The organism is Ruminococcus sp. 1001136sp1 (assembly GCF_039841815.1).
In the GTDB taxonomy this organism is placed as follows: Bacteria; Bacillota; Clostridia; order Lachnospirales; family Lachnospiraceae; genus Blautia_A; species Blautia_A faecis.
Genome location: NZ_JBDPGY010000009.1, coordinates 1 through 19170, shown reverse-complemented (window position 1 = coordinate 19170; position 19170 = coordinate 1). Strand labels below are relative to the sequence as shown.

At 38.0% G+C, this 19170-nt stretch carries 21 protein-coding genes and 1 pseudogene; 3 read left to right on the top strand and 19 right to left on the bottom strand.

The features are described 5' to 3' along the window. Positions 1–16: 16 nt before the first annotated feature. Positions 17–970 (bottom strand): Abi family protein, encoded by a 954-nt coding sequence (locus ABHC48_RS09375; protein ID WP_195700197.1) that lies wholly within the window; start codon positions 968–970, stop codon positions 17–19. 427 nt (positions 971–1397) lie between these two features. Here ABHC48_RS09375 and mobC point away from each other — a divergent pair, with 427 nt between their 5' ends. Beyond that, positions 1398–1793 (top strand): plasmid mobilization relaxosome protein MobC, encoded by a 396-nt coding sequence (gene mobC, locus ABHC48_RS09370; protein ID WP_334285716.1) that lies wholly within the window; start codon positions 1398–1400, stop codon positions 1791–1793. After that, positions 1780–3453 (top strand): relaxase/mobilization nuclease domain-containing protein, encoded by a 1674-nt coding sequence (locus tag ABHC48_RS09365; RefSeq protein ID WP_195700196.1) that lies wholly within the window; start codon positions 1780–1782, stop codon positions 3451–3453. Before mobC ends, ABHC48_RS09365 begins: the two co-directional genes overlap by 14 nt. A 678-nt stretch (positions 3454–4131) precedes the next feature. Here ABHC48_RS09365 and ABHC48_RS09360 read toward each other — a convergent pair. From ABHC48_RS09360 to ABHC48_RS09300, 13 genes and pseudogenes are all read right to left on the bottom strand, one after another. Then, complete coding sequence (locus ABHC48_RS09360) at positions 4132–4665, bottom strand: GNAT family acetyltransferase (protein WP_195700195.1); 534 nt, start codon at positions 4663–4665, stop codon at positions 4132–4134. Further along, the gene (locus tag ABHC48_RS09355) at positions 4662–5780 is read right to left on the bottom strand and encodes an AAA family ATPase (protein ID WP_195700194.1); all 1119 of its coding nucleotides are present in this window, start codon (positions 5778–5780) and stop codon (positions 4662–4664) included. Before ABHC48_RS09355 ends, ABHC48_RS09360 begins: the two co-directional genes overlap by 4 nt. A gap of 129 nt (positions 5781–5909) precedes the next feature. Then, the gene (locus ABHC48_RS09350) at positions 5910–6665 is read right to left on the bottom strand and encodes a hypothetical protein (protein WP_195700193.1); all 756 of its coding nucleotides are present in this window, start codon (positions 6663–6665) and stop codon (positions 5910–5912) included. A 572-nt stretch (positions 6666–7237) separates the two neighbouring features. Next, positions 7238–7408 (bottom strand): annotated as a pseudogene (locus ABHC48_RS09345) (tyrosine-type recombinase/integrase); the annotation flags it as partial. Positions 7409–7529: 121 nt separating this feature from the next. Further along, entirely contained in the window at positions 7530–9107 is a 1578-nt protein-coding gene (locus ABHC48_RS09340; protein WP_195700192.1) for a recombinase family protein, read from the bottom strand. Further along, positions 9104–10795, bottom strand: coding sequence for a recombinase family protein (locus ABHC48_RS09335; protein WP_012744258.1), 1692 nt, complete (start codon positions 10793–10795; stop codon positions 9104–9106). The genes ABHC48_RS09340 and ABHC48_RS09335 overlap by 4 nt, the downstream gene beginning before the upstream one ends. Position 10796: 1 nt before the next feature. After that, the gene (locus tag ABHC48_RS09330) at positions 10797–12488 is read right to left on the bottom strand and encodes a recombinase family protein (protein WP_023922627.1); all 1692 of its coding nucleotides are present in this window, start codon (positions 12486–12488) and stop codon (positions 10797–10799) included. Positions 12489–12596: 108 nt separating this feature from the next. Next, positions 12597–12845, bottom strand: coding sequence for a DUF6870 family protein (locus ABHC48_RS09325; RefSeq protein WP_012744260.1), 249 nt, complete (start codon positions 12843–12845; stop codon positions 12597–12599). Then, entirely contained in the window at positions 12826–13206 is a 381-nt protein-coding gene (locus ABHC48_RS09320) for a type II toxin-antitoxin system PemK/MazF family toxin (RefSeq protein WP_012744261.1), read from the bottom strand. The genes ABHC48_RS09325 and ABHC48_RS09320 overlap by 20 nt, the downstream gene beginning before the upstream one ends. A gap of 574 nt (positions 13207–13780) precedes the next feature. After that, positions 13781–14254 carry a sigma-70 family RNA polymerase sigma factor gene (locus ABHC48_RS09315; protein WP_023922628.1) on the bottom strand — a complete coding sequence of 158 codons (474 nt, stop codon included), beginning with the start codon at positions 14252–14254 and terminating at the stop codon, positions 13781–13783. 327 nt (positions 14255–14581) lie between these two features. Next, positions 14582–15013 carry a hypothetical protein gene (locus ABHC48_RS09310; RefSeq protein WP_012744263.1) on the bottom strand — a complete coding sequence of 144 codons (432 nt, stop codon included), beginning with the start codon at positions 15011–15013 and terminating at the stop codon, positions 14582–14584. A gap of 7 nt (positions 15014–15020) precedes the next feature. Beyond that, positions 15021–15233 carry a sporulation initiation factor Spo0A C-terminal domain-containing protein gene (locus ABHC48_RS09305; RefSeq protein ID WP_012744264.1) on the bottom strand — a complete coding sequence of 71 codons (213 nt, stop codon included), beginning with the start codon at positions 15231–15233 and terminating at the stop codon, positions 15021–15023. A gap of 151 nt (positions 15234–15384) precedes the next feature. Next, positions 15385–15702: a helix-turn-helix transcriptional regulator gene (locus ABHC48_RS09300; RefSeq protein WP_008688152.1), complete on the bottom strand. Its 318-nt coding sequence runs from the start codon at positions 15700–15702 to the stop codon at positions 15385–15387. 179 nt (positions 15703–15881) lie between these two features. On the opposite strand from ABHC48_RS09300, the gene ABHC48_RS09295 reads away from it, so the two are divergent. Beyond that, the gene (locus tag ABHC48_RS09295) at positions 15882–16088 is read left to right on the top strand and encodes a DUF6219 family protein (RefSeq protein WP_015524569.1); all 207 of its coding nucleotides are present in this window, start codon (positions 15882–15884) and stop codon (positions 16086–16088) included. A 74-nt stretch (positions 16089–16162) separates the two neighbouring features. On the opposite strand, the gene ABHC48_RS09290 is transcribed toward ABHC48_RS09295, so the two are convergent. From ABHC48_RS09290 to ABHC48_RS09270, 5 genes are all read right to left on the bottom strand, one after another. After that, positions 16163–16534, bottom strand: coding sequence for a hypothetical protein (locus ABHC48_RS09290; RefSeq protein ID WP_012744266.1), 372 nt, complete (start codon positions 16532–16534; stop codon positions 16163–16165). 9 nt (positions 16535–16543) lie between these two features. Next, positions 16544–17116 carry a hypothetical protein gene (locus ABHC48_RS09285; protein WP_012744267.1) on the bottom strand — a complete coding sequence of 191 codons (573 nt, stop codon included), beginning with the start codon at positions 17114–17116 and terminating at the stop codon, positions 16544–16546. Between the two features lie 250 nt (positions 17117–17366). Next, complete coding sequence (locus ABHC48_RS09280) at positions 17367–17606, bottom strand: hypothetical protein (protein WP_005344271.1); 240 nt, start codon at positions 17604–17606, stop codon at positions 17367–17369. A 12-nt stretch (positions 17607–17618) separates the two neighbouring features. Continuing rightward, on the bottom strand, positions 17619–17831 hold the full coding sequence (locus tag ABHC48_RS09275; RefSeq protein ID WP_023922630.1) for a hypothetical protein: 213 nt from the start codon (positions 17829–17831) through the stop codon (positions 17619–17621). Positions 17832–17845: 14 nt separating this feature from the next. Then, the gene (locus tag ABHC48_RS09270; protein ID WP_195700220.1) at positions 17846–19036 is read right to left on the bottom strand and encodes a DNA polymerase IV; all 1191 of its coding nucleotides are present in this window, start codon (positions 19034–19036) and stop codon (positions 17846–17848) included. Positions 19037–19170 lie beyond the last annotated feature (134 nt).

Sequence of the window (19170 nt, the reverse complement as noted above, 5' to 3'; positions counted from 1 at the left end):
AGTCAATTTATTATCCCTACAAATACAGTATTCTATCATATAGATCTTTCCAGTTTGCTGGTAATATATTCATTTTATATACATCAATTTTTGTCCTGGAAATGAGTCTGTCTAATTCGTTCATCAACATATCAGCATCTTGCTGCAGTAATATTTTCTTTAAAGCATATAATCTTGAATACAAATTTGTATTATCCGGAAGAACATCTGTGCTATCTCTATTATCTGGTATTACCACAGAAGAAGTCATGCCAACTACCATCGAATGATGTGCACAATAATTTCTTAAATTTCTAACAGCATCCAACCATGTATCCATCTGCTTTGTTACTTCTTTCTTATAGTTGGAAGCAGAATATGTATAATCCAACACCTCTTTTCTTAAGTCGCCACGCAAATATGAATAAATCATCACAATCGTACCCATTTCAAAATAAGAAAATGCTGCCCATACAGGTAATACATTGTTTTGGCGAGTTCCCCCTTTACGGTACTCCCTTAGTTCCGGATGTTTTACAACATCTCGTCTGAGTTTTTCCTCATCATTTGCTAAATTGGCAAAAAATTTCGTATTAAAAAAAGTTATATTTCTATTTCTGGTCTTTTTATCTTTCTCGCTCTTAGTAGGTGTGTAGTATTGTCTATCCAAATAAAAGCCTGCATCTCCGGTCTTTAACGAAACAGCATTGGCAATCGCACTTTTAAAACGAACCTCTGCTTTCTTACAATACTTAAATAATAATAACCTTAATTGCACATCAAAATCATATAGTTCAAAGAAAACTTTTGAATTCGCCTTACTTCCAAACGCATTGACTTGTGTCAAAAGAAATTTTCCATAACGGCTTGCTCTGAAATAACCTGCATAACCAAGAAATTCTCTCATCTTTTTTCTCTGACGAAAAGTGATATATTTTTTCATTAATACAACCTGGGATTCTAAATCCATTGGTAACTCAGTATTCGGCATTTGCAGCACCCTCTTTCATAGTAAAAAAAAAGAATGGATATACCATTCTTAATCCCGCCAATGGAATATTTGGATTCGGGCATTACCCATGCCTTCCTACGGTCTATAATTATATTAACACATGACATTTAAAATATCAACAATTTATTCAAAAATCCCTTATGTATCCAGGCTGTCCTTCTCCTTTTTTCTGTAAATCGGCTTATATAATAAATCAATCATTTTTAGAGCAAGTTTCGCAATGTAGCACAATAACCCTTTTCCGGGTTTACTGGCCACTTGCAACTTGATGGGGATTTCGTTTCCCCATACCCTCGACCGTAATCAAAGATATGCGTATTGGTTTCCATTTACATGGTCACAGCGTGATGATTCTCCATCACTTGCTTTCACAGCAAGCTGTAAAATTTCCTTATGCGGAACCTTTATGCAAAGAGGAGCATTTATGACACGACCCAAAAAAGGCGAATCCCTTATCAAAACCAAAGACGTTCATCTACGTATGAGTGAAACAGAATATGAAATTCTGTCGGAAAAAGCTATCGCAACAAACATGAGTATTTCTGATTTTATCCGAAATGCCTTGAACACCCAGAATGTTATTATCAAATATGAACTTACCGCAGATGTTCCAGAAATAAAAAAACTGATTGGTGAATTTGGAAAGATAGGAAACAACCTCAACCAGATTGCCAGATATTTTAATCAAGGCGGTATTATCTCTTCAGAAATGAGAACAGAAATAAAAAAATCTCTCCGGGATATTTATGAAATGAAATATGAAGTGATGAAAATGGCAGGTGATTTCCGTGGCAGTAATTAAACATATCGCAAGCAAAAACGCTGACTATGAAGAATCGGAACGGTATCTTATCTTCCAGCATAATGAGTATACGCAAAAACCGATTCTTGATGAAGAAGGGCACATGATGTTGAGAGAAGAATATTATCTGGACGGTCTGAACTGTGATCCGTTCTCGTTTGCTTCAGAATGTCAGGAACTAAACAGCTACTATCACAAGAACAAAAACTTCAATGAGATAAAATCCCATCACTATATCATCAGCTTCGACCCGAAAGACAGGGATGAATGTGGATTAACCGGTGAACGTGCCCAGCAGCTCGGATTAACTTTTGCAAAGAAAAATTTTCCCGGTCATCAGGCTTTAGTCTGCACTCATACTGATGGTCATAACAAAAGTGGAAATATCCATGTACACATCGTAATCAACAGTCTCCGTAAATATGACATGCCACAAGAACCCTATATAGACATGCCACAAGAACCCTATATAGAATTTGACTGTGAAGCAAAAGCCGGATACAAACATCATCTAAGCGTAGCATACCTTACCCATTTAAAACAGGAAGTTATGGATATGTGTAAGAAAGAAGGACTACATCAGGTTGATCTGCTCACTCCTGCTGAAAGAAAAATCACAGAAAAAGAACATTGGGCACAACGCCGGGGACAGGAAAAACTCGATATGTTAAATCAGAAAATGAAAGAAGATGGAATCACGCCAAAGGAAACTCGTTACCAGACAGAAAAACAATTTCTTCGTGACGCTATTGATGATACTGCAAGTACCGCACGATCACCAGAGGAATTTTCAAAAATCCTTGATGAAAAATATCATATTATCTTCAAGATCAGTCGAAACCGGTACAGCTATCTTCACCCTGGCAGAAAAAAATATATCACTGGAAGGAATCTTGGAACCAGATACACAGAAGATTTTCTCTTGAAAGCATTTGAGGAAAACACGAAATCCCATAGAGAACAGAAAGAAGAAATTCTGGAACAGCAGTCTCCGAATACTTCCACAGATTTACCAACTGTTCCTTTCTCTGATACTTCTGCTATCCCTGCACCATTCATTTTCATAAAATCAGATCTCCGGCTTGTCATAGATCTGCAAACCTGTATTAAAGCTCAGCAAAGTGAAGCCTATGCTCAAAAAGTAAAGCTCACCAATTTGAAGCAGATGGCTCAGACTGTTGCCTACCTACAGGAACATGGCTATGATTCTCTTGATGATTTCCATGCAGCACTCGATCAGGCATCAGACCAGACCAGTGCTTCCAGAAAATCTTTAAAAGATACTGAACAGCAACTTAAAGATGTGAATAAGCAGATTCATTTTACCGGACAATATCTGGCATATAAAAATGTGTACGCCGATTATCGTAAGAGCCGCAACAAGGATAAATTTTATGAAGAACACCGGGCAGAACTTTCCTTGTATGATACAGCCCTCCGAACACTCAAAGAAAAATCTTGCGGGAATAAATTGCCTTCCATGAAAGCTCTCTATGCTGAAAAGAACCGGCTTGTTGAATTGAGGGATAGACAGCGTGAAGATTTTTCTAATCACCAGGATTATGAACGGGCGCTTCGCACTGTGTCTATGAATGTTGACATGATTCTTGGGAAGAATCATAGACAGGAACAGCAACTTGAAACCGGAAAGGATTTGTAAGAGCAGGCAGGATGCCTGCATGGACCGTATTATCCACAATGCATATCGATTTGAATTTAACGGGAGGAATATGAGAAACCCTTCCAAGTAGCCTACAAATAAATCTACAAGTGGTCAGATAAAGCGAACTGATCGGTCAGCTCATCCGAGCCGACCGATCAGTTCGACCGAATTTGGCAAGCAGGATCAAGTAATTTGATAAATTCATTCATACAGATATCCCTCGACATAAATATAGTTTTAGATATTATATAGCTTTAGCACTTTAAAATCAACCAAGCACAGAAAGAACCTTTTAAACGCTTACTTTATAAATGATGACACAAGCAAATAAAAACCACTGAATCCCATGATAACCCTCACATATAATTTCAGTAATTTTTGTTTACATTTTGCGGCCTTGCAATGTTCAATTGTCTGAGAAGAATAGAATTTAATTATAATCCGGAACGTCTAGCAAACGATTCATAATCCACTCCAATAAATAGCACCAAAATCTGACACAATACTGTAGATTGTCCCATGTACCAATAGTTCTCTCTTCAAAAGAATATTTATCCCTTGCATACAAGGTGATATGGTTATCTCTCATTCTTTATAAATCTGCCTATAATTTTCTCCGAAAGTATATACTTTCGGAGAAAACCAATATCAATTCAGAGCTTCTAACAACGTTCACTACTTCAACAAATCAGCAAGATATAACTCATCATTCCGGTGTTTTCCTTTCAATTGCTTATAACGCTTAATAGTATCTACCAGCAAATCGATCCGCTCTCCATAATAGATACGATAAAATTCTGTACTGTTATTATAACGTGTACGATTATAAACAATATTTTCTTTGCTGAATGTCTTAGGAGATATTTTAGATTTTACTTTTTCAAAATCCAAATTCCTGTTTTCGGAAATAATAAGTAGCATCTCTAATTCAGGTTTCGTACAGTATTTTCTGATATTTTTGATTTTCCCTTTGTACTCTTTGGGAATTTTTAATTCTTCGTTCAATTTATCTCCAATGCGTAATACTTCCACATCACCATAATACAGATTCAATGCATTCTTTACAGCAGCATTATTTCTGACCTGCCTTGCATGATAAGGAACCAAGTTCAGTAAATCATCTTCTGTGAAAATCAGTTTGTCATGTTCTAACAACATCCTGATAATCTCAAGCTCATTAGGACCTTCACACATAATCAGATACTTCATCTCATCAGCTCCTTTTTCAATGCCATAAGATCTTCATAATTAACAGAAGTATCAAATACATTATTATAAAACTGGCGGCTCTTTAAGAGCTCTGTTCGAATATTGTAATTCTCATACATATTTTCCAGATGAATTTTGTTATCCGATTTTGCGATCCAGATATTATCCTGACGATTAAACAGATCCAACACTTCACAGTAATGAGTTGTAAACATCAATGTTGCATATTTCTTATTCACAGTTTTATCTTTGAATAAACTGATCATATTTTCAACCAGAGTCTTATGAAAGTGATTCTCCACTTCATCAATTAGCAGGTCAAAACCATTTTCCAAAGCTGCAACTACAAAAATGTAAAGCAGCACTCCCTTTGTGGTACCACTGGAAAGTATATAAACAAGTTCGGAATCTGAAAGTTCCTTTACGTGATCCTGATAAATAAGTTTATAATGTTTTTCATCAACCATTTCTAAACTTTTTATCTTATCATCAAAGATTTTGATTACCTTTACTAGAATATTTTCAGGTATTTTATACGTTTTCATCGCTCTGAACAGCAGGTGATACGTATCAGCACCTTCTCCATTACAGTTAAAATATACTGCACGAGTAGCTTTCTTTTTTAAAATAAAAAAAACAATTGATGTATCTTCCGGAAGTTCTCCAAAACCTGTAATTTCTTCAAATCCCTCAACAGCATAAATTTCTTTTACTTTGGATTTATAATATTTTTTCTGATAAATATGTTGCTCTGTGAAATTTGCTTTACTTCCCAAATTCGGATCAGATTTCAATCCTGTAGTGTATTTATAAATATTTCCTTTGTAATAGAAAATTATTTCTAATTTCACATTATCATAATTGTAATGTTTATCTTCCAAACGGAATTCACTGAGAATTGAATAACAGCACTCCATCAGTTCTATTGCGGAAGTTTTTCCTGAAGCATTTTTACCAACAAAAGCTACTGTATTAAAAACATACAAGTCATCCGCAATCTCTTGCAGTTCGTATTCTTTATCTTCACTTGTCTTTTTCGATTTAGCCACCAGATCAATCGTAAAATCATCGCAGCAATTTTTATAATTTGATGCACGAACCCTTAATAATTTCATATACCACACCATCCTTTACTTCCATTTATCTATATTATGGCACAAAAATAAAATTAAAACAACATTTTTGTTTTAATTCGTTTTTACAGTATGTAATATCATAGTTACTGTCTATTGAATACATATTTTCTATTCTAGTTTAACCAATATATATCTTACAAATCCATATCCATAATATTCCGGACTATGTATCCCACATCTCACACTGTCCTTATCAACATAATATCCTTTAATTGCTTTAGGCTTCGTTTGAAAAGTACTTCTCTCTGATATTACTTCTATCTGTGGTTCCGGGACCTTTAAATTCTTACTTCTGCTCCATCGCTTTTTCTGGAGCGCACCATCTTCTTTTTTTCTATGTTTGTCTGTATATTTGATCAGATAACTCGCAAGTTTTGCATAATTTCCTGTATCATCCAACTTATAGGCTTTTATTTCACTATGCTTATCATAGGCTTTATTCCAGCATTTCTGCAATATTGCTACATCGATATGATTTACGACCAAGTGATGGTGTCTGGCTCCTCTTTCTCCGATTTCCATCACATGGATATATTTGAATTCTAATCCGGCTTTCTTATACTCTTTACGGCACTGTCGAAGAAAAACATCAATATCATGACGCATCTCTTCCTCTGTTCGATCAGCTTCTCCATCTCCTCTTAGATAACCTAATATGATGTGATTATCCCCTCCAACAAAATTAGCATTTAACAGTAATCTTAACATTTTCTCAGCATTTCTCTTGTTAATTTCTTTCTGCTGTTCTGATGTGGGCTTAACCTTATCTCTCCTCTTTTGACCTTTTTTTCCATATCTGTTTGTGTAGCATTTCTCTACTTCTATAGTTTTCCCTGCGAAGTATGTTTTCTTTAAGTATGGCATATTATTCATCTCCTATCTTGTCGGTAAGTTAATGCTCTTATCAAGTGTGCAAGCCAGATTTCTCTGGCCATTTGTCGTAATATACACTTATATAATTCAATATGTCATTTATTTTGCTTCGTGTCGGAAATTAGTTCAAGCTAACCTGATATTCTTATTTTTCGCACAAAAAAAAGAAGAGCTACTGCCCTCCCTCATACAGATCACTTTAATATTCAATTTTTGTTCTATTTTCCATTCAAAAATACTTAAAACTGGTGCCCTTTTTCGTCATTCATGTTAAAATCATGTTAAATTCAATTTCCTGTGTCCGCAAACCCGCATAAACACTGGATTTTTCGCAAAACGTCAAATATTGCCGTGGCAAATGAATAATACTTTAATCATCTTTTTATATCTCCATTTAAGTCTTGTATTTCTTCTCAAATGCTTGATTTTTCAGGGTTTTCCGACTTTTGAGTTTTCCTTTCTTTTCAAGATATTTTCTCAAATCTTCTCGTATTTTCTTATGTTTTTCCCTGCAATCTTGGTAAATCCATTGGTAAAGCAAGCGTCCTTACCAACGGGCTTTTTTAACTATTTGCTATCCGATATACTTCTTCCTTTGCGTCATCAAAATTCACATGGGTGTAAGTGTTCAAAGTTACACTGATGTCTGCGTGACCCATGATATACTGCAAGGTTTTCGGATTCATCCCGGATTTTGCCATATTAGAGCAAAAGGTGTGCCTGCATACATGTGGATGTGTCAAGTATAGGACAAAAAAAATTTTATTTTTTTCTGCCGAAGACTATCTGACGCTTCCATCAGGTAGTCCCAGCACCTTTATTATCTTTTGATAAGTCATTCTTGTCCTGCTCAAGTTATCTCTGTTCTGAAAAAATATCGTCAAAATTCCATTCGATTTCAATTTCATCCTGACTATGAACACGGATCACCTTGATAACCTCACGCAGCTTCTCTGTATCGAACTTCTGAATTCCCAAGAAATCTTTTAGTTTTATTTTATCAGAAAGTTCATTTTGTTCAAGAAGCTTTTTACTATTCTTCGCATCTTCTATCTTTCGTTTTATTTCATCCAGCTGTACACTTATCTTTTCAGCTCTCTGCTTATACGAATCACGATCTATACGACCATCTTTGTAATCATCATAGAGTTTCATCTTTTCCGAGGTCAACTGTCGGCTCTGTTTTTGCAATTCTGTAGTATTGATCTCTTTGTATTCACATTGTCTTTTGGAAGATACTTTCTTTCCTTTTTTCAACATTGACGCTGCATACTGACGGACAAGCCCAAGGATATTCTCCTCCATCGGTTCCCTACGAATCACCAGACTTCGGCACACAGGATCACCATTGGTTCTGGCATCTAAACATTTCAGCAGATGCTCTGTTTCTTTTAACAGAGAATGCCCACAGTTGGCACATATCAGCAAGGCCGGCTGTTTTTTACGTCTTTCCAGAGTAAAATTGGTGCGTGATTCTGCAACACTTCTCTTCTTTTTCGGATGCATTTCATTTGCTTTTTCAAACAATTCCCTGTCTATAATTGCCGTATGATGATTTTCCAGGCGAACCCATTCTGTTTCATCATTCAGAACTGCTTTATGGCCCGTATGCATACTGCAACGTGTTTTGCCCCAGATTCTGGTTCCAATATAAATCTCATCCCGGACGATTGCCGATACTGTCGTAGGGCTCCAGTGTTTCTTTTTGATCGTGTCAAACCTCTGGAACTGCACCTGATCCCCTCTTGATAATTTCTGCTCATCACAAGTAGCAATCGCCTGTCTGTTCAATTCCCTTGTAATATCTGCAAAACTTGTTCCCTCCGCTGCCATCTGAAAAATCATTTTCACGACTTTTGCAGCCTCCGGATCAACTTCCAGCCTTCCATCTTTTCCTTTTTTATAGCCATATCTGGCATTTACCGGAAGACGTGTACCATTTTTTGTTCTCGTCTGCATTGCTGATGAAATTTTCTTGGACAAATCCAGGCTATACATATTGTATACCAGATTCTGCAATGCCACATTCATTCCACCAGTCATTCCGCTGCTTGCTGCACTGTCATAGCTGTCATTAATCGAAATAAATCGAATCTGCAGAAGTGGAAAAATATATTCAATATAAAATCCAACTTCCAGATAGTCTCTTCCGAATCTGGAAAAGTCTTTTACAACTACACAGCCGATTTCTCCACTTTTCATGTCATCCTGCAGCTGTTGAAATCCCTGCCGTTTAAAATGAGTACCGCTGACACCATCATCCACATATTCCAGGATATCTGCCTCATCTACACCCAGCTGATCAATCACAAATGATTTTAACAGAATTCTCTGAGAAGTTACACTGTCGCTCTCTTTTTTAGCTCTGCCATCTACATTGTCATCTTCTGCGGATAAACGGATGTAAACAGCTGTTTTTCTATGATCTGTCATCTTGACTGCGCCTCCTTCTCTTTCTTTAATTTCTGTAAATCTGCAAACTGATCGTCATATACCAGCTTGATCTCATAATCATACTTACCATGGATAATAATTGAATCCACAAAGGCATCTGCCATTTCTTTTGTCAGCTTACGCTTTGACATATAAGTATGTATCACTTTTCCCCATCCTTCCTCGATATGATAATCCTTGGAATACCGTACCTGTGCCGCCAATACTACATCCAGGCGGTTCTTGATGTTTTCTATTTCATTGGAATAGATACGGGAAAACTGCATGTATTCTTCTTCTGTAATCAGACGTTCCGAATAATCCTCATATAAATCAGATTTACGCTTGCTGATCCTGCTCAACTCCCGCCGAAGTTTCCCCACTTCCTTATCCAGAAGCAAATACTGTGTCTGGTTTCTGGAAGCAGAATTCATTTCACGGATCAGTTTCTCTGTATCCAATACGGCTTTCATATGTGACTGGATCAGGCGAAGGACGTCTTCATCCACGTATTCTTTTTTGACTCTGTGCCCCTTACACTGATTTCCTCCGGATTTATGGTTCGCATCTGCACCACAGATATAATAAAATGTCCCTGTTTTTTCTCTGGACAACACCATGCGGTTCCCACAACCCCCACACCTGATCTTGCCGGTATAGAAATTATGATTCCGAATGGCTCCATTATTCAGCTGATGCTTCTTTTTGTATGCTTCCGTAAATTCCCGGATTTTTTCCTGTACCTGCCGGAACAGTTCTTTATCAATAATTCCTTCGTGGGTATTCTCAGCATAGAGCCACTCACTCTCCGGTAGATTTCTCTGCTTGTTTCCTTGAAAAACACTCTGCTGATATTTTCCATATACAGAATCTCCGGTACAATGGACATCCTGAAGTACACGTTTCACTTCATAATTATTCCAAGGTTTGGATTCCGGTGAAGGCTTTTCGCCTGTTTTATAATATTCCCTCTGCAAAGTCGGGGAAAGGATACCATCTGTATTCAGTCTTTTTGCAATATCGCTGTAGCTGCATCCATCCATATACATAGTAAAAATTTCTCGTAAATGTCCGGCAGCCTCCTCGTCAACTACCAGCTGGTGTCTGTCCTGTTCTGATTTCCTGTATCCATAAGGTTCCCATGCACCAGTAAATTTTCCTTCTTTCCACAGGGCTTTTTTGGCACTGCTGCTCTTTTTTGCAAGGTCTTTGGAATAAAACTCATTGATGATATTTTTTAAGGGAACTGTCAGATCCACTCCCTCACGGAAAGAATCAAAGTCATCCGTCACAGCAAGAAACCGCACATGAAAAAACGGAAATACACGCTCAATATAATTACTTGTCTCTACATAATTCCTTCCAAGTCTGGATAGATCCTTTACAATCACACAGTTAATTTTTCCATGCTTGATATCTTCCATCATCTGCGTAAAACCAGGACGGTCGAAATTTGTACCAGAATAATCAGAATCCTTATATATTTCTGCAACTGCGATGTCTTCCGTATCTGCCACAAAGTTTTTCATCAGTTCCACCTGGGTTTCTATCGTTCCTCTTTCTAAGGTTTCTTCTGTTTCCATTGAAATTCTGGCATACAATCCTGCCCGGAACGGTCTGCTCACCTCTGTCTGGACGGTTGCACTGCTGACTACTTCCGGAATGTTTTTCCTGCTCTTTCGTGCCATTTTATACAACCTCCTTTACATTGACCTGCAGATTGTTATCATCATCTATTACCATATCAACTCCCATAGCAGGTAATTGATTCAGCAATGTCTGATAACAATCATCAAAATCAAAAGTGATCTCTATATTCTTTTTATCATATACTCTGATTTGCCTGATCAGTTCTACCACCACAGTGCGGGACAGTTCTTCAATATCCTGATATTTCACAAAATAATCCAGCCAGGTATTGGCTTTGTCTGCTTTTTCCAGCTCGTTATCCATTTCTTTCTGGATCGCACGGATACTCTCTTCCGCATTTCTAAGCCGCTTTCCATATGCTGCATGAAGCTCTACATAGTCTTCTTTTGATACAATGCCCTCTTTCATATCCGAATAGAGCATCATCCGTAACTCCTTACAGCGTTCTTTCTCCTGCTTTTTCTTCTCCAGCCTGTCCTGCAGCTTTTTCATATTGATCTCCTGAAATGGCACAGTACCGATAAATTCCAGGACTCTTTTCAGGTGCAGGATATTCTGGATATGCTGTTTCAACATCACTAATACGGCATCTTCCAGATCCTTTTCCGGTATTCTATGACTGGAACAGCGTTTTGTTTCTTTATTTGTGGAACATAGATAATAAGCATATTTTTTTCCTGCCACAGTAGAAACCTTTCTTGTCATAGGTGCTCCACAATCCGCACATACAGCAATTCCGGATAACAGATATACCTGCTTTTGGTCAGGTGAAGTACGTGTATCCATGCCAAGAAGCCTCTGAACAATTTCAAAATCACGGTCACTCACCAGAGGTTCATGATTTTTCTCAATCCGGATCCAGTCATCTTCCGGTTTCACATAAGTCTGCTTCACTTTATGGTTTGGAGTTGTCCTTTTTCCCTGTACAAGGTTTCCGATATAAACCTCGTTTTCCAGTATCCTGCGGACCGTAACGGAACTCCAAAGTGCCTGTTCTTTCTGCCGGAAACCTGTTTCATAACGACTGCCGCTGCTTATTTTATACTCAAATGGGGAAAGAATACCCAGTTCATTTAAACGATTAGCGATCGCATCCTGACTCATTCCCTGCAGCTTCATCTTAAAAATATCCTGTACTACACCGCCCGCCGATGGATCAATCTCTAATTTATGCTTATCTGTCTTTGTCTTCCTGTATCCAAATGCTACAAACGGAGTCACGCACTCGCCTTTTTTCCTCTTAATCTCAAGATTACTCCTGATCTTAATAGAAATATCACGACAATAAGCATCGTTGATTAAATTTTTAAATGGGATAATGATTTCGTCTGCCTGATTCTTTCCCTTAAGACTGTCATAATTATCATTGATGGCAATAAAACGCACACCAAGAGCCGGGAATAATCTCTCGATATACTTCCCGGAATCAATATATTCCCTTCCAAATCGTGATAAATCTTTTACCACTACGCAGTCTACAATCCCATGCCGGATATCTTCCAGCATTGCCTGGAATGCAGGGCGCTCAAAATTAGAGCCTGAGTAGCCATCATCAACTCGGACTGAAACAACTTCAATATCTTTTTTGTCTTTCAGGAAATCCAGAATCAAAGCTTTCTGGTTAGAAATGCTGTTACTTTCCAGTTTTGCTGAACTGGAAATATCGCCATCTTCTTTAGATAATCTGACATAGATGGCGGCATGATAGATTTTGTTGATATTCTGATACATATCTTACCTCCTTTTATTACGTCAGAAAATCCATGTAATAAAAGGGGGCTGCATAATTTGTCCTTACCGACATTCTAACACAGTCCCCTCAATTTTACCAGTACTTTTTCAGACACTCAGAAGCATATTCTCAAATGCCTGCTCCATAGATATACCGTTATTTGCAAATCTGACTTTTACTTTCATATTACCGATCCGGACCAGATAAGGATTTCCTACTTTATTCAGAAAAATATCTCTCCGTTCCTGAAGCGATTTATTTCTGTCTGTTTTTATCATCCGTAGATCAGTCATTTCATTGATATCCACATCACTGAAATCCTGATCCAGATAATTTCTATATTCCTCTGCTGTCATGCCCTTCTCCTTCCATTCCCATCTGAATCCGTACTGCTTTCAGTACCCGATCCAGGCTCCACTTATTTACTCTTCCGCATTTCTCAATAATACATTTTGTAGAAATACTCATAACCTGTTCAGCCAATGCCAGGCTTCCTTTTCGGATCCCTGTCATATCGTACTTACTGATAAATACATGTGTTGGCAAATACCGCTTCTTATATATTCTTGACGTCAGCGGAACTACTGTAATGACTGAACTGTATGTATTAGCTTTGTTGTTACTTACTACGATCACCGGTCTTACTCCACCCTGAACCGAAGTTGTCGGAAACATACCGAGATCCGCCCATAAGATATCTCCTCTTCGAATCGTCACTTGTCATCTCTCCAATCTTTTTTTATTTGTAAAGCATCCCTAGCGCTATATTGGCTCCACAGGAATACGGCAGAGTTCCTTTCCAAGATGGAAAGCTCTGCCGCATAACCTCTATAACCAATTTGATTATTAAACAGTGCTCGCTCGATTCTATTTATCCTCGATACCCCGAATCGTTGCTCCTGCATCTGCAGGAAGGGAATAATAACCTGTCCGAATGCTATACTCCGGACCACAACCCAAAAACTCTCGTTTCCAGGCTCTGGCAGTTCATAGGTTTACCAATTACAGACTTCTCAGGGTCTGCAAGTGTATCGCATCTCACACATGTCATCGCATCACCAGCCTGCCGACTGGCTTTGGTCAGTGCTTTTTCGCAGCATTATTAGCTCTAAAAATGTTTTTACGTCTTATAATCCTATAGCGGCATCTTCCTCGTGCTCACTGTATGAAATGTCACGTCAGTTATTATTGGATATTCAGTTATCACGGTGCGTTTTAGGGAGTCCTTAAAGCTCCTCTAATTACTAAAGTCAAATGACTTCGGAAGATGCAAAAGATTTTGAAAAATTTTTTAAAAAAATTTATTCATATACATTTCACGCATCTTATTAAGAATGGATTTCAGCTTGTATGACAGCATCTGTCTGGAAATTCCCATAATCTCTGCCATCTGTGTCTGTGTCTTGTTTTCAAAGAAAATACCGTAAATAATCATGCGTTCCTCGGAGTTCAGCTGATTGATCACTTTGTGGATATCCTGCTGTTCCATTTTTGTCAGCACACTATGCTCCACATCACAATTCAGATCCGGAAAATCCTCTATCATAAAGCCTTCTCCATCAATGGACTGACCACTGTAAGGTACTTCCCTCAACATCTTGTCCACGACCTCTCCCAATTCGTTTTTGATTTCTACCTTTTTTGCCTTGCTGCTTCTATAAAAATTGTTCATCGCATACGCAACCTCTTTTGTAATCTCAATCATCTCTCCATCAATATTTGCGTAATACTTTCCTTCATAAAAATATGGGTGTTCAATATACATGTCCGTTCCTCCTGAATTTGAAATCTCGTTGCTTGTTTCAAATCCAGAAGGCGGACCTCTGTTTAGAATCATGCCTGCTCCGCCTTTATCCTGCCGGGACATACCCGCAGTTATTGGCTGAGAAATTCAGGCACGAAAAAAAGCCCCAGTAGTTTTTTTCTTAACTACTGAGGCTTTCGTCTCTTTCTTATATTCAGTTATCTATGCCTTCTTTCATCAGCATAATCATTGTATCAGGATAAAGTTCACAAAGTATCCGCAATACATTCCTATAAGTTCACATCATTATTGAAATCGTACATATTTCAGTATAAAAAGTTCACCGTGTTATTCTTCTACTTCTTTTCCATCTATATATAGTTGAAATTTATCAGGATTATTGACAACATCATAGTCCTTTCCATATTCTACAGGTCTGTATTCGGCTGTCATTACCGATTCCCCATCTTCAATATCCTCTTTCCATAAATAGATGTTCATATCAAGACTCGTCGCATATCCCCTGTCTGTGGAGAATTTTGTCGAATGAAAAGAATTCTCCTTGTACATCTGCAAAAGTTCTCTTGCAAACGCTTCTCTATCCTCAATATTTTCCCGGTTAGCTACTACGGTTAGATTTTCATCCTGATTTATGGAAAATGTTCCTACTACATCAGGTTCACCTTCCTTATGACCAGATTCAGGTTTCCCATAAATACTTCCTGTAGCAATTATCAAGATGACTGCTCCTGAGATTACTGCAATTATCTTTCTTTTCATATTTTCATTAATTTCCTTTTAATTGTTTTACTGCGTAATTGATTACTTCTTCCGGTGTGGGTCTGTCTCCTTTAAGTGTCATTTTCTTCCATTCTTCCTGCACATCCGGATCAGGATTATCAAATCCTGCATCTATGGCTATCTGCATTTCTCTGCGTACCTCTTCTGGTGTTGTGTTGTACTTTTTTGCAATTTTCTCATAAATAGTTTTCTCTCTCATTCATTTTCCTCCAATATATAAGTAGAATTACACATTGTTCTATAGAACTAATTTAGCATATTTCTATTATCATGAAAAGACACTTTACAATTTAAAGCGGAATAAAAAGTCAAAAAAAAGAAGAGCTACTTGCTCTTCCCATTTTGTCATATTACTCTTCCAATAATGTATGAATTACTTTGATAATTTTTTTCTGCTCTTTGATCGGAAGTTTTTCTATTTTCTCTGTCAGCTCATTGGTAACACCTGTAACTGAATGTGCCACAACATCAATCAAAAGAGTATCTGCAGAAACATCTAATGCATTTGCAATTGCAACAAAGGTATCCAATTTTGTAACTTTCAAGCCTCTCTCTATTACACTCACATGCGTCGGACTTAAATTTACTAATGCAGCCAGTTCCTCTTGCGTGAGATTTTTTGCTTCTCGTGCTGATTTGATTCGCTGTCCTACTGCCTTCAAATCCATCGTAACACCTCCTCCAGAACGAATAATCGTTCTGGATTTAGTATACTTGTGGATATCTTAAATATACAGAATCGCAAAGCCAAGTTCTAATTCTACAGAACTATATTTCAAGATTTTCTTTGCATATTCGTAAAATAGAGTTATGATTGAAGCAGCTAAATCAAAGGAGGTATCAAATCATGAAATCACATAAATACTGGTCCCTAGGCGCACTTTTCTGTATGTTGGGATGCATTTATTCTGGAATCAGAAAATCTATGACTGCACATAAATACTTTGCCTATTCTTCATTGCTTTGTATGGGCATGTCCATTTATTCCGGTCACAAACTGGTTTCTCCAAAGAAGAAAAAAATCACTGAATCAAACAATAGTGAAAATAATTGAACAAAAAATTGACCTCTATTCATCAAAGACAAAGTTGCTGGAGAGTTTTTTCCCTCCAACAACTTTCTTCATCTTTAAGCCATTGAAACACAATACTGTCCAATCAACTTCATCCAACTATTATATTTATTCTTTTCACACACCTTTCGGCAAATTTCATTTTCCATCAGTACACAGAACATCTTATCATAATCAAATGCCCAAACAGCACCATTCACATGGTTTTCCACTGCTTTCTGATCTATGCTTTTCAAGCGTGTGACCATTTTCTCAATTTCTCCATTTCCCAAGTTACCGATATTTTTGCAGATAAACCGAAAGAAATTCAACGTTGCATATTCGTCATGCCAATGGAACTCTTCTGGATTGTTTTTTATTTTACTGGCTCGCTGCTGTTCTTTGATTATCTGAGCAGCTACACCTTTCATCGAATCTTCGTATCTCATATTACTCACCTACTCTTCCTCTACGCCCAGTGACGGTTTAAATCTTTTATCCTTTGCCTGCGGTACCACGATCTCATAAAAATAAAATCCTAAATATCCAAGGGCCTGCTTCTTCATCTTATAAAAAGAAGTCCTGCCTATTCCCAGTTCCTGCTGCACTTCCACATCTGTCTTATTGTAATGACTGCAAAAGCAGGAATGAAGAATTTCACTGAGTGTCACACCATTGGGAGCATAAAATTTCACCAGTGTCATTCCCCGATAGATCATGTCCGACAGTCCATAAATAATCATCAGGTTATTCATCTCCCGGTGCATCTTTGGCACGTTCAGCTGATGATTATAAATGCTCAGGTAGCTTAACGCATATGCCATATCTTCATTGATCTTCTCCTGGCACTCCATATCCAGTTCTTCCAATACGACCTGATTTTCCAAAATCAGCTTCTGGTAACTTGTCATCAGTTCTTTAATATCAGTATAATGTCTTTCGATTGTAACTTCCAGATAATCCTGTGCATGGCTTGCCATCTGGAAGGTAATCTCTTTCATTGATTTAATTGCATAATCTCTGTCTGTCATCAGTTTCAAAATCTCCTTATCATCATCACACTAACTGGCGGTCTTTCAGACCAGTTCGCTTTCCCCATGATTTTGATGGGAAGCAATTACTTACTACAATTTGCAGAAGCGGATATCCAAAAGGCATTGTGGGAGTTGCCTTTGCTGACCGGAATCCATCTTCTTATGTAAAACCTGCAGGAATATAAAGGGAAAGTGACTATCCCTGCCGGTTAATAATCCAAATAATATCGTCTATACCTATCTCTCCTTATGCTGTTTTTCTCTCCATAAACCATTTATCCACTTCGTAAAACAAATGGCTTTCCTGTCCCTGTATCATACAGGTGTACATCATTCCTACACCGCCTGCCTTTCTGCTGGCGCATCGCTCGATTTTCAAAATTCTGTCAATGCTATACTTTCTTCCATCCTCCCATGTAAAAAATATGGGAACCAGCTGTCCGTCTTTCCGAAACTCTGCCACTACATCTACATATACTTTGTTCATGCCGACACCTCACTATAAAATCTCGATTGCTCTTGGCGATGCCGGAATCCTTCGGATATATCCGTTTTGCTCCAACTGCTTGATTCTGGAAAAAGCAGATGATGTTGATTTCACCCCGATCAACTCTCCAAATTCCCGAACTGTCGGCGGATATCCATGCTCCTTCGTATAATTCAAAATACACTGATAACTTTCTTCCTGTTTTCTGGTTAATGCTTTTTTCAAATCTATCCCTCCAATTACCCATGAAAATAACTGTGTGGATGGACCGTGTGCGTACCAGCGTCTAAGTGGGATAAGACTTTATCCTGGTACATTGCCGCTCGCTGTATACTGAAATATCCAAACCGTCGTCTTATCTCATCTACAGTACGATCCAGCTTCTCTAACTTTTCTTTTTTCTCCTGATTTCCAAATAAATCCAACTGCACGGGAATATCATCTAACACAAGATCCGCAGCTCGGATTCCCAGGCTTCTAATGGGATGTTCCCATTTGTAATTATCTTTAAATAGCTGAAATGCTGCAGTTACAATCTCATTTGTAATATTCGTTGGCTGTCGTAAATGTATCTGTCTGGAAAAACTATACAATCCATTATCTCGAACTGTAATTTCTACTGTTTTGCATTTAAATCCATGTTTCCGCAATCGTGCAGCTACACTTTCTGCCAATGCTATTTGAATGATCCAAACATCCAGATCATTTTCCAGATCTCTCGGTGTTGTGGTGCTATTACCTATCGACTTTACTGGAGCTTCATACCCTTCCTTGCAAACCGGATCTTCATCCCAGCCATTTGCGAAAGCCCATAATACATTTCCTATTTTTCCAAAATGGCTCTCTAACAACTTTTCGTCTGATTCCGCAAGTTGCCCGATTGTCCGGATTCCAAGTTTTTGCAATTTCTTATTTGTCTGTCTTCCGACATAAAGCAAATCTGACGCAGGAAGCTGCCATATCCTGTCTTTATAATTTTCTCGATTAAACTCTGTGATTGCATCCGGCTTTTTGTAATCTGAACCAAGTTTCGCATAAATCTTATTCCAGGAAATTCCAATACTCACTGTTACTCCAAGTTCGTATTTAATCCGATGGCTGATTTCTCTCGCAATCGTCATTCCGCTTCCTTTCAGATTTCCACTATCTGATACATCCAGCCAGGCTTCATCAATTCCATATGGCTCAATTTTATCTGTATACTCTGAATAGATTTCCCTTGCCATTTGAGAAAATCGCAAATATAAATCCATCCGTGGTGGTACAAAAATAATTTCCGGGCAAACCTGTTTCGCCTGCCATAATGCCATTCCGGTTTTTACTCCTTTTTTCTTGGCAATATAATTTGCTGTCAGCACAATTCCATGCCGGGCTTCCGGATCACCACCGACTGCCAGAGGCATTCCAGCAAATTCCGGATGATGTAGCATTTCTACACTGGCATAGTCGGGTAAGAGAAGAGCATTACTGTCCTTCCCTCCCCTAAGAACCGTACGTGATAGTTTCCCATCATACGGCTCAAGCCTTATAAAGCCTATTGCTGCCACAATAAGCCGGTTGTATA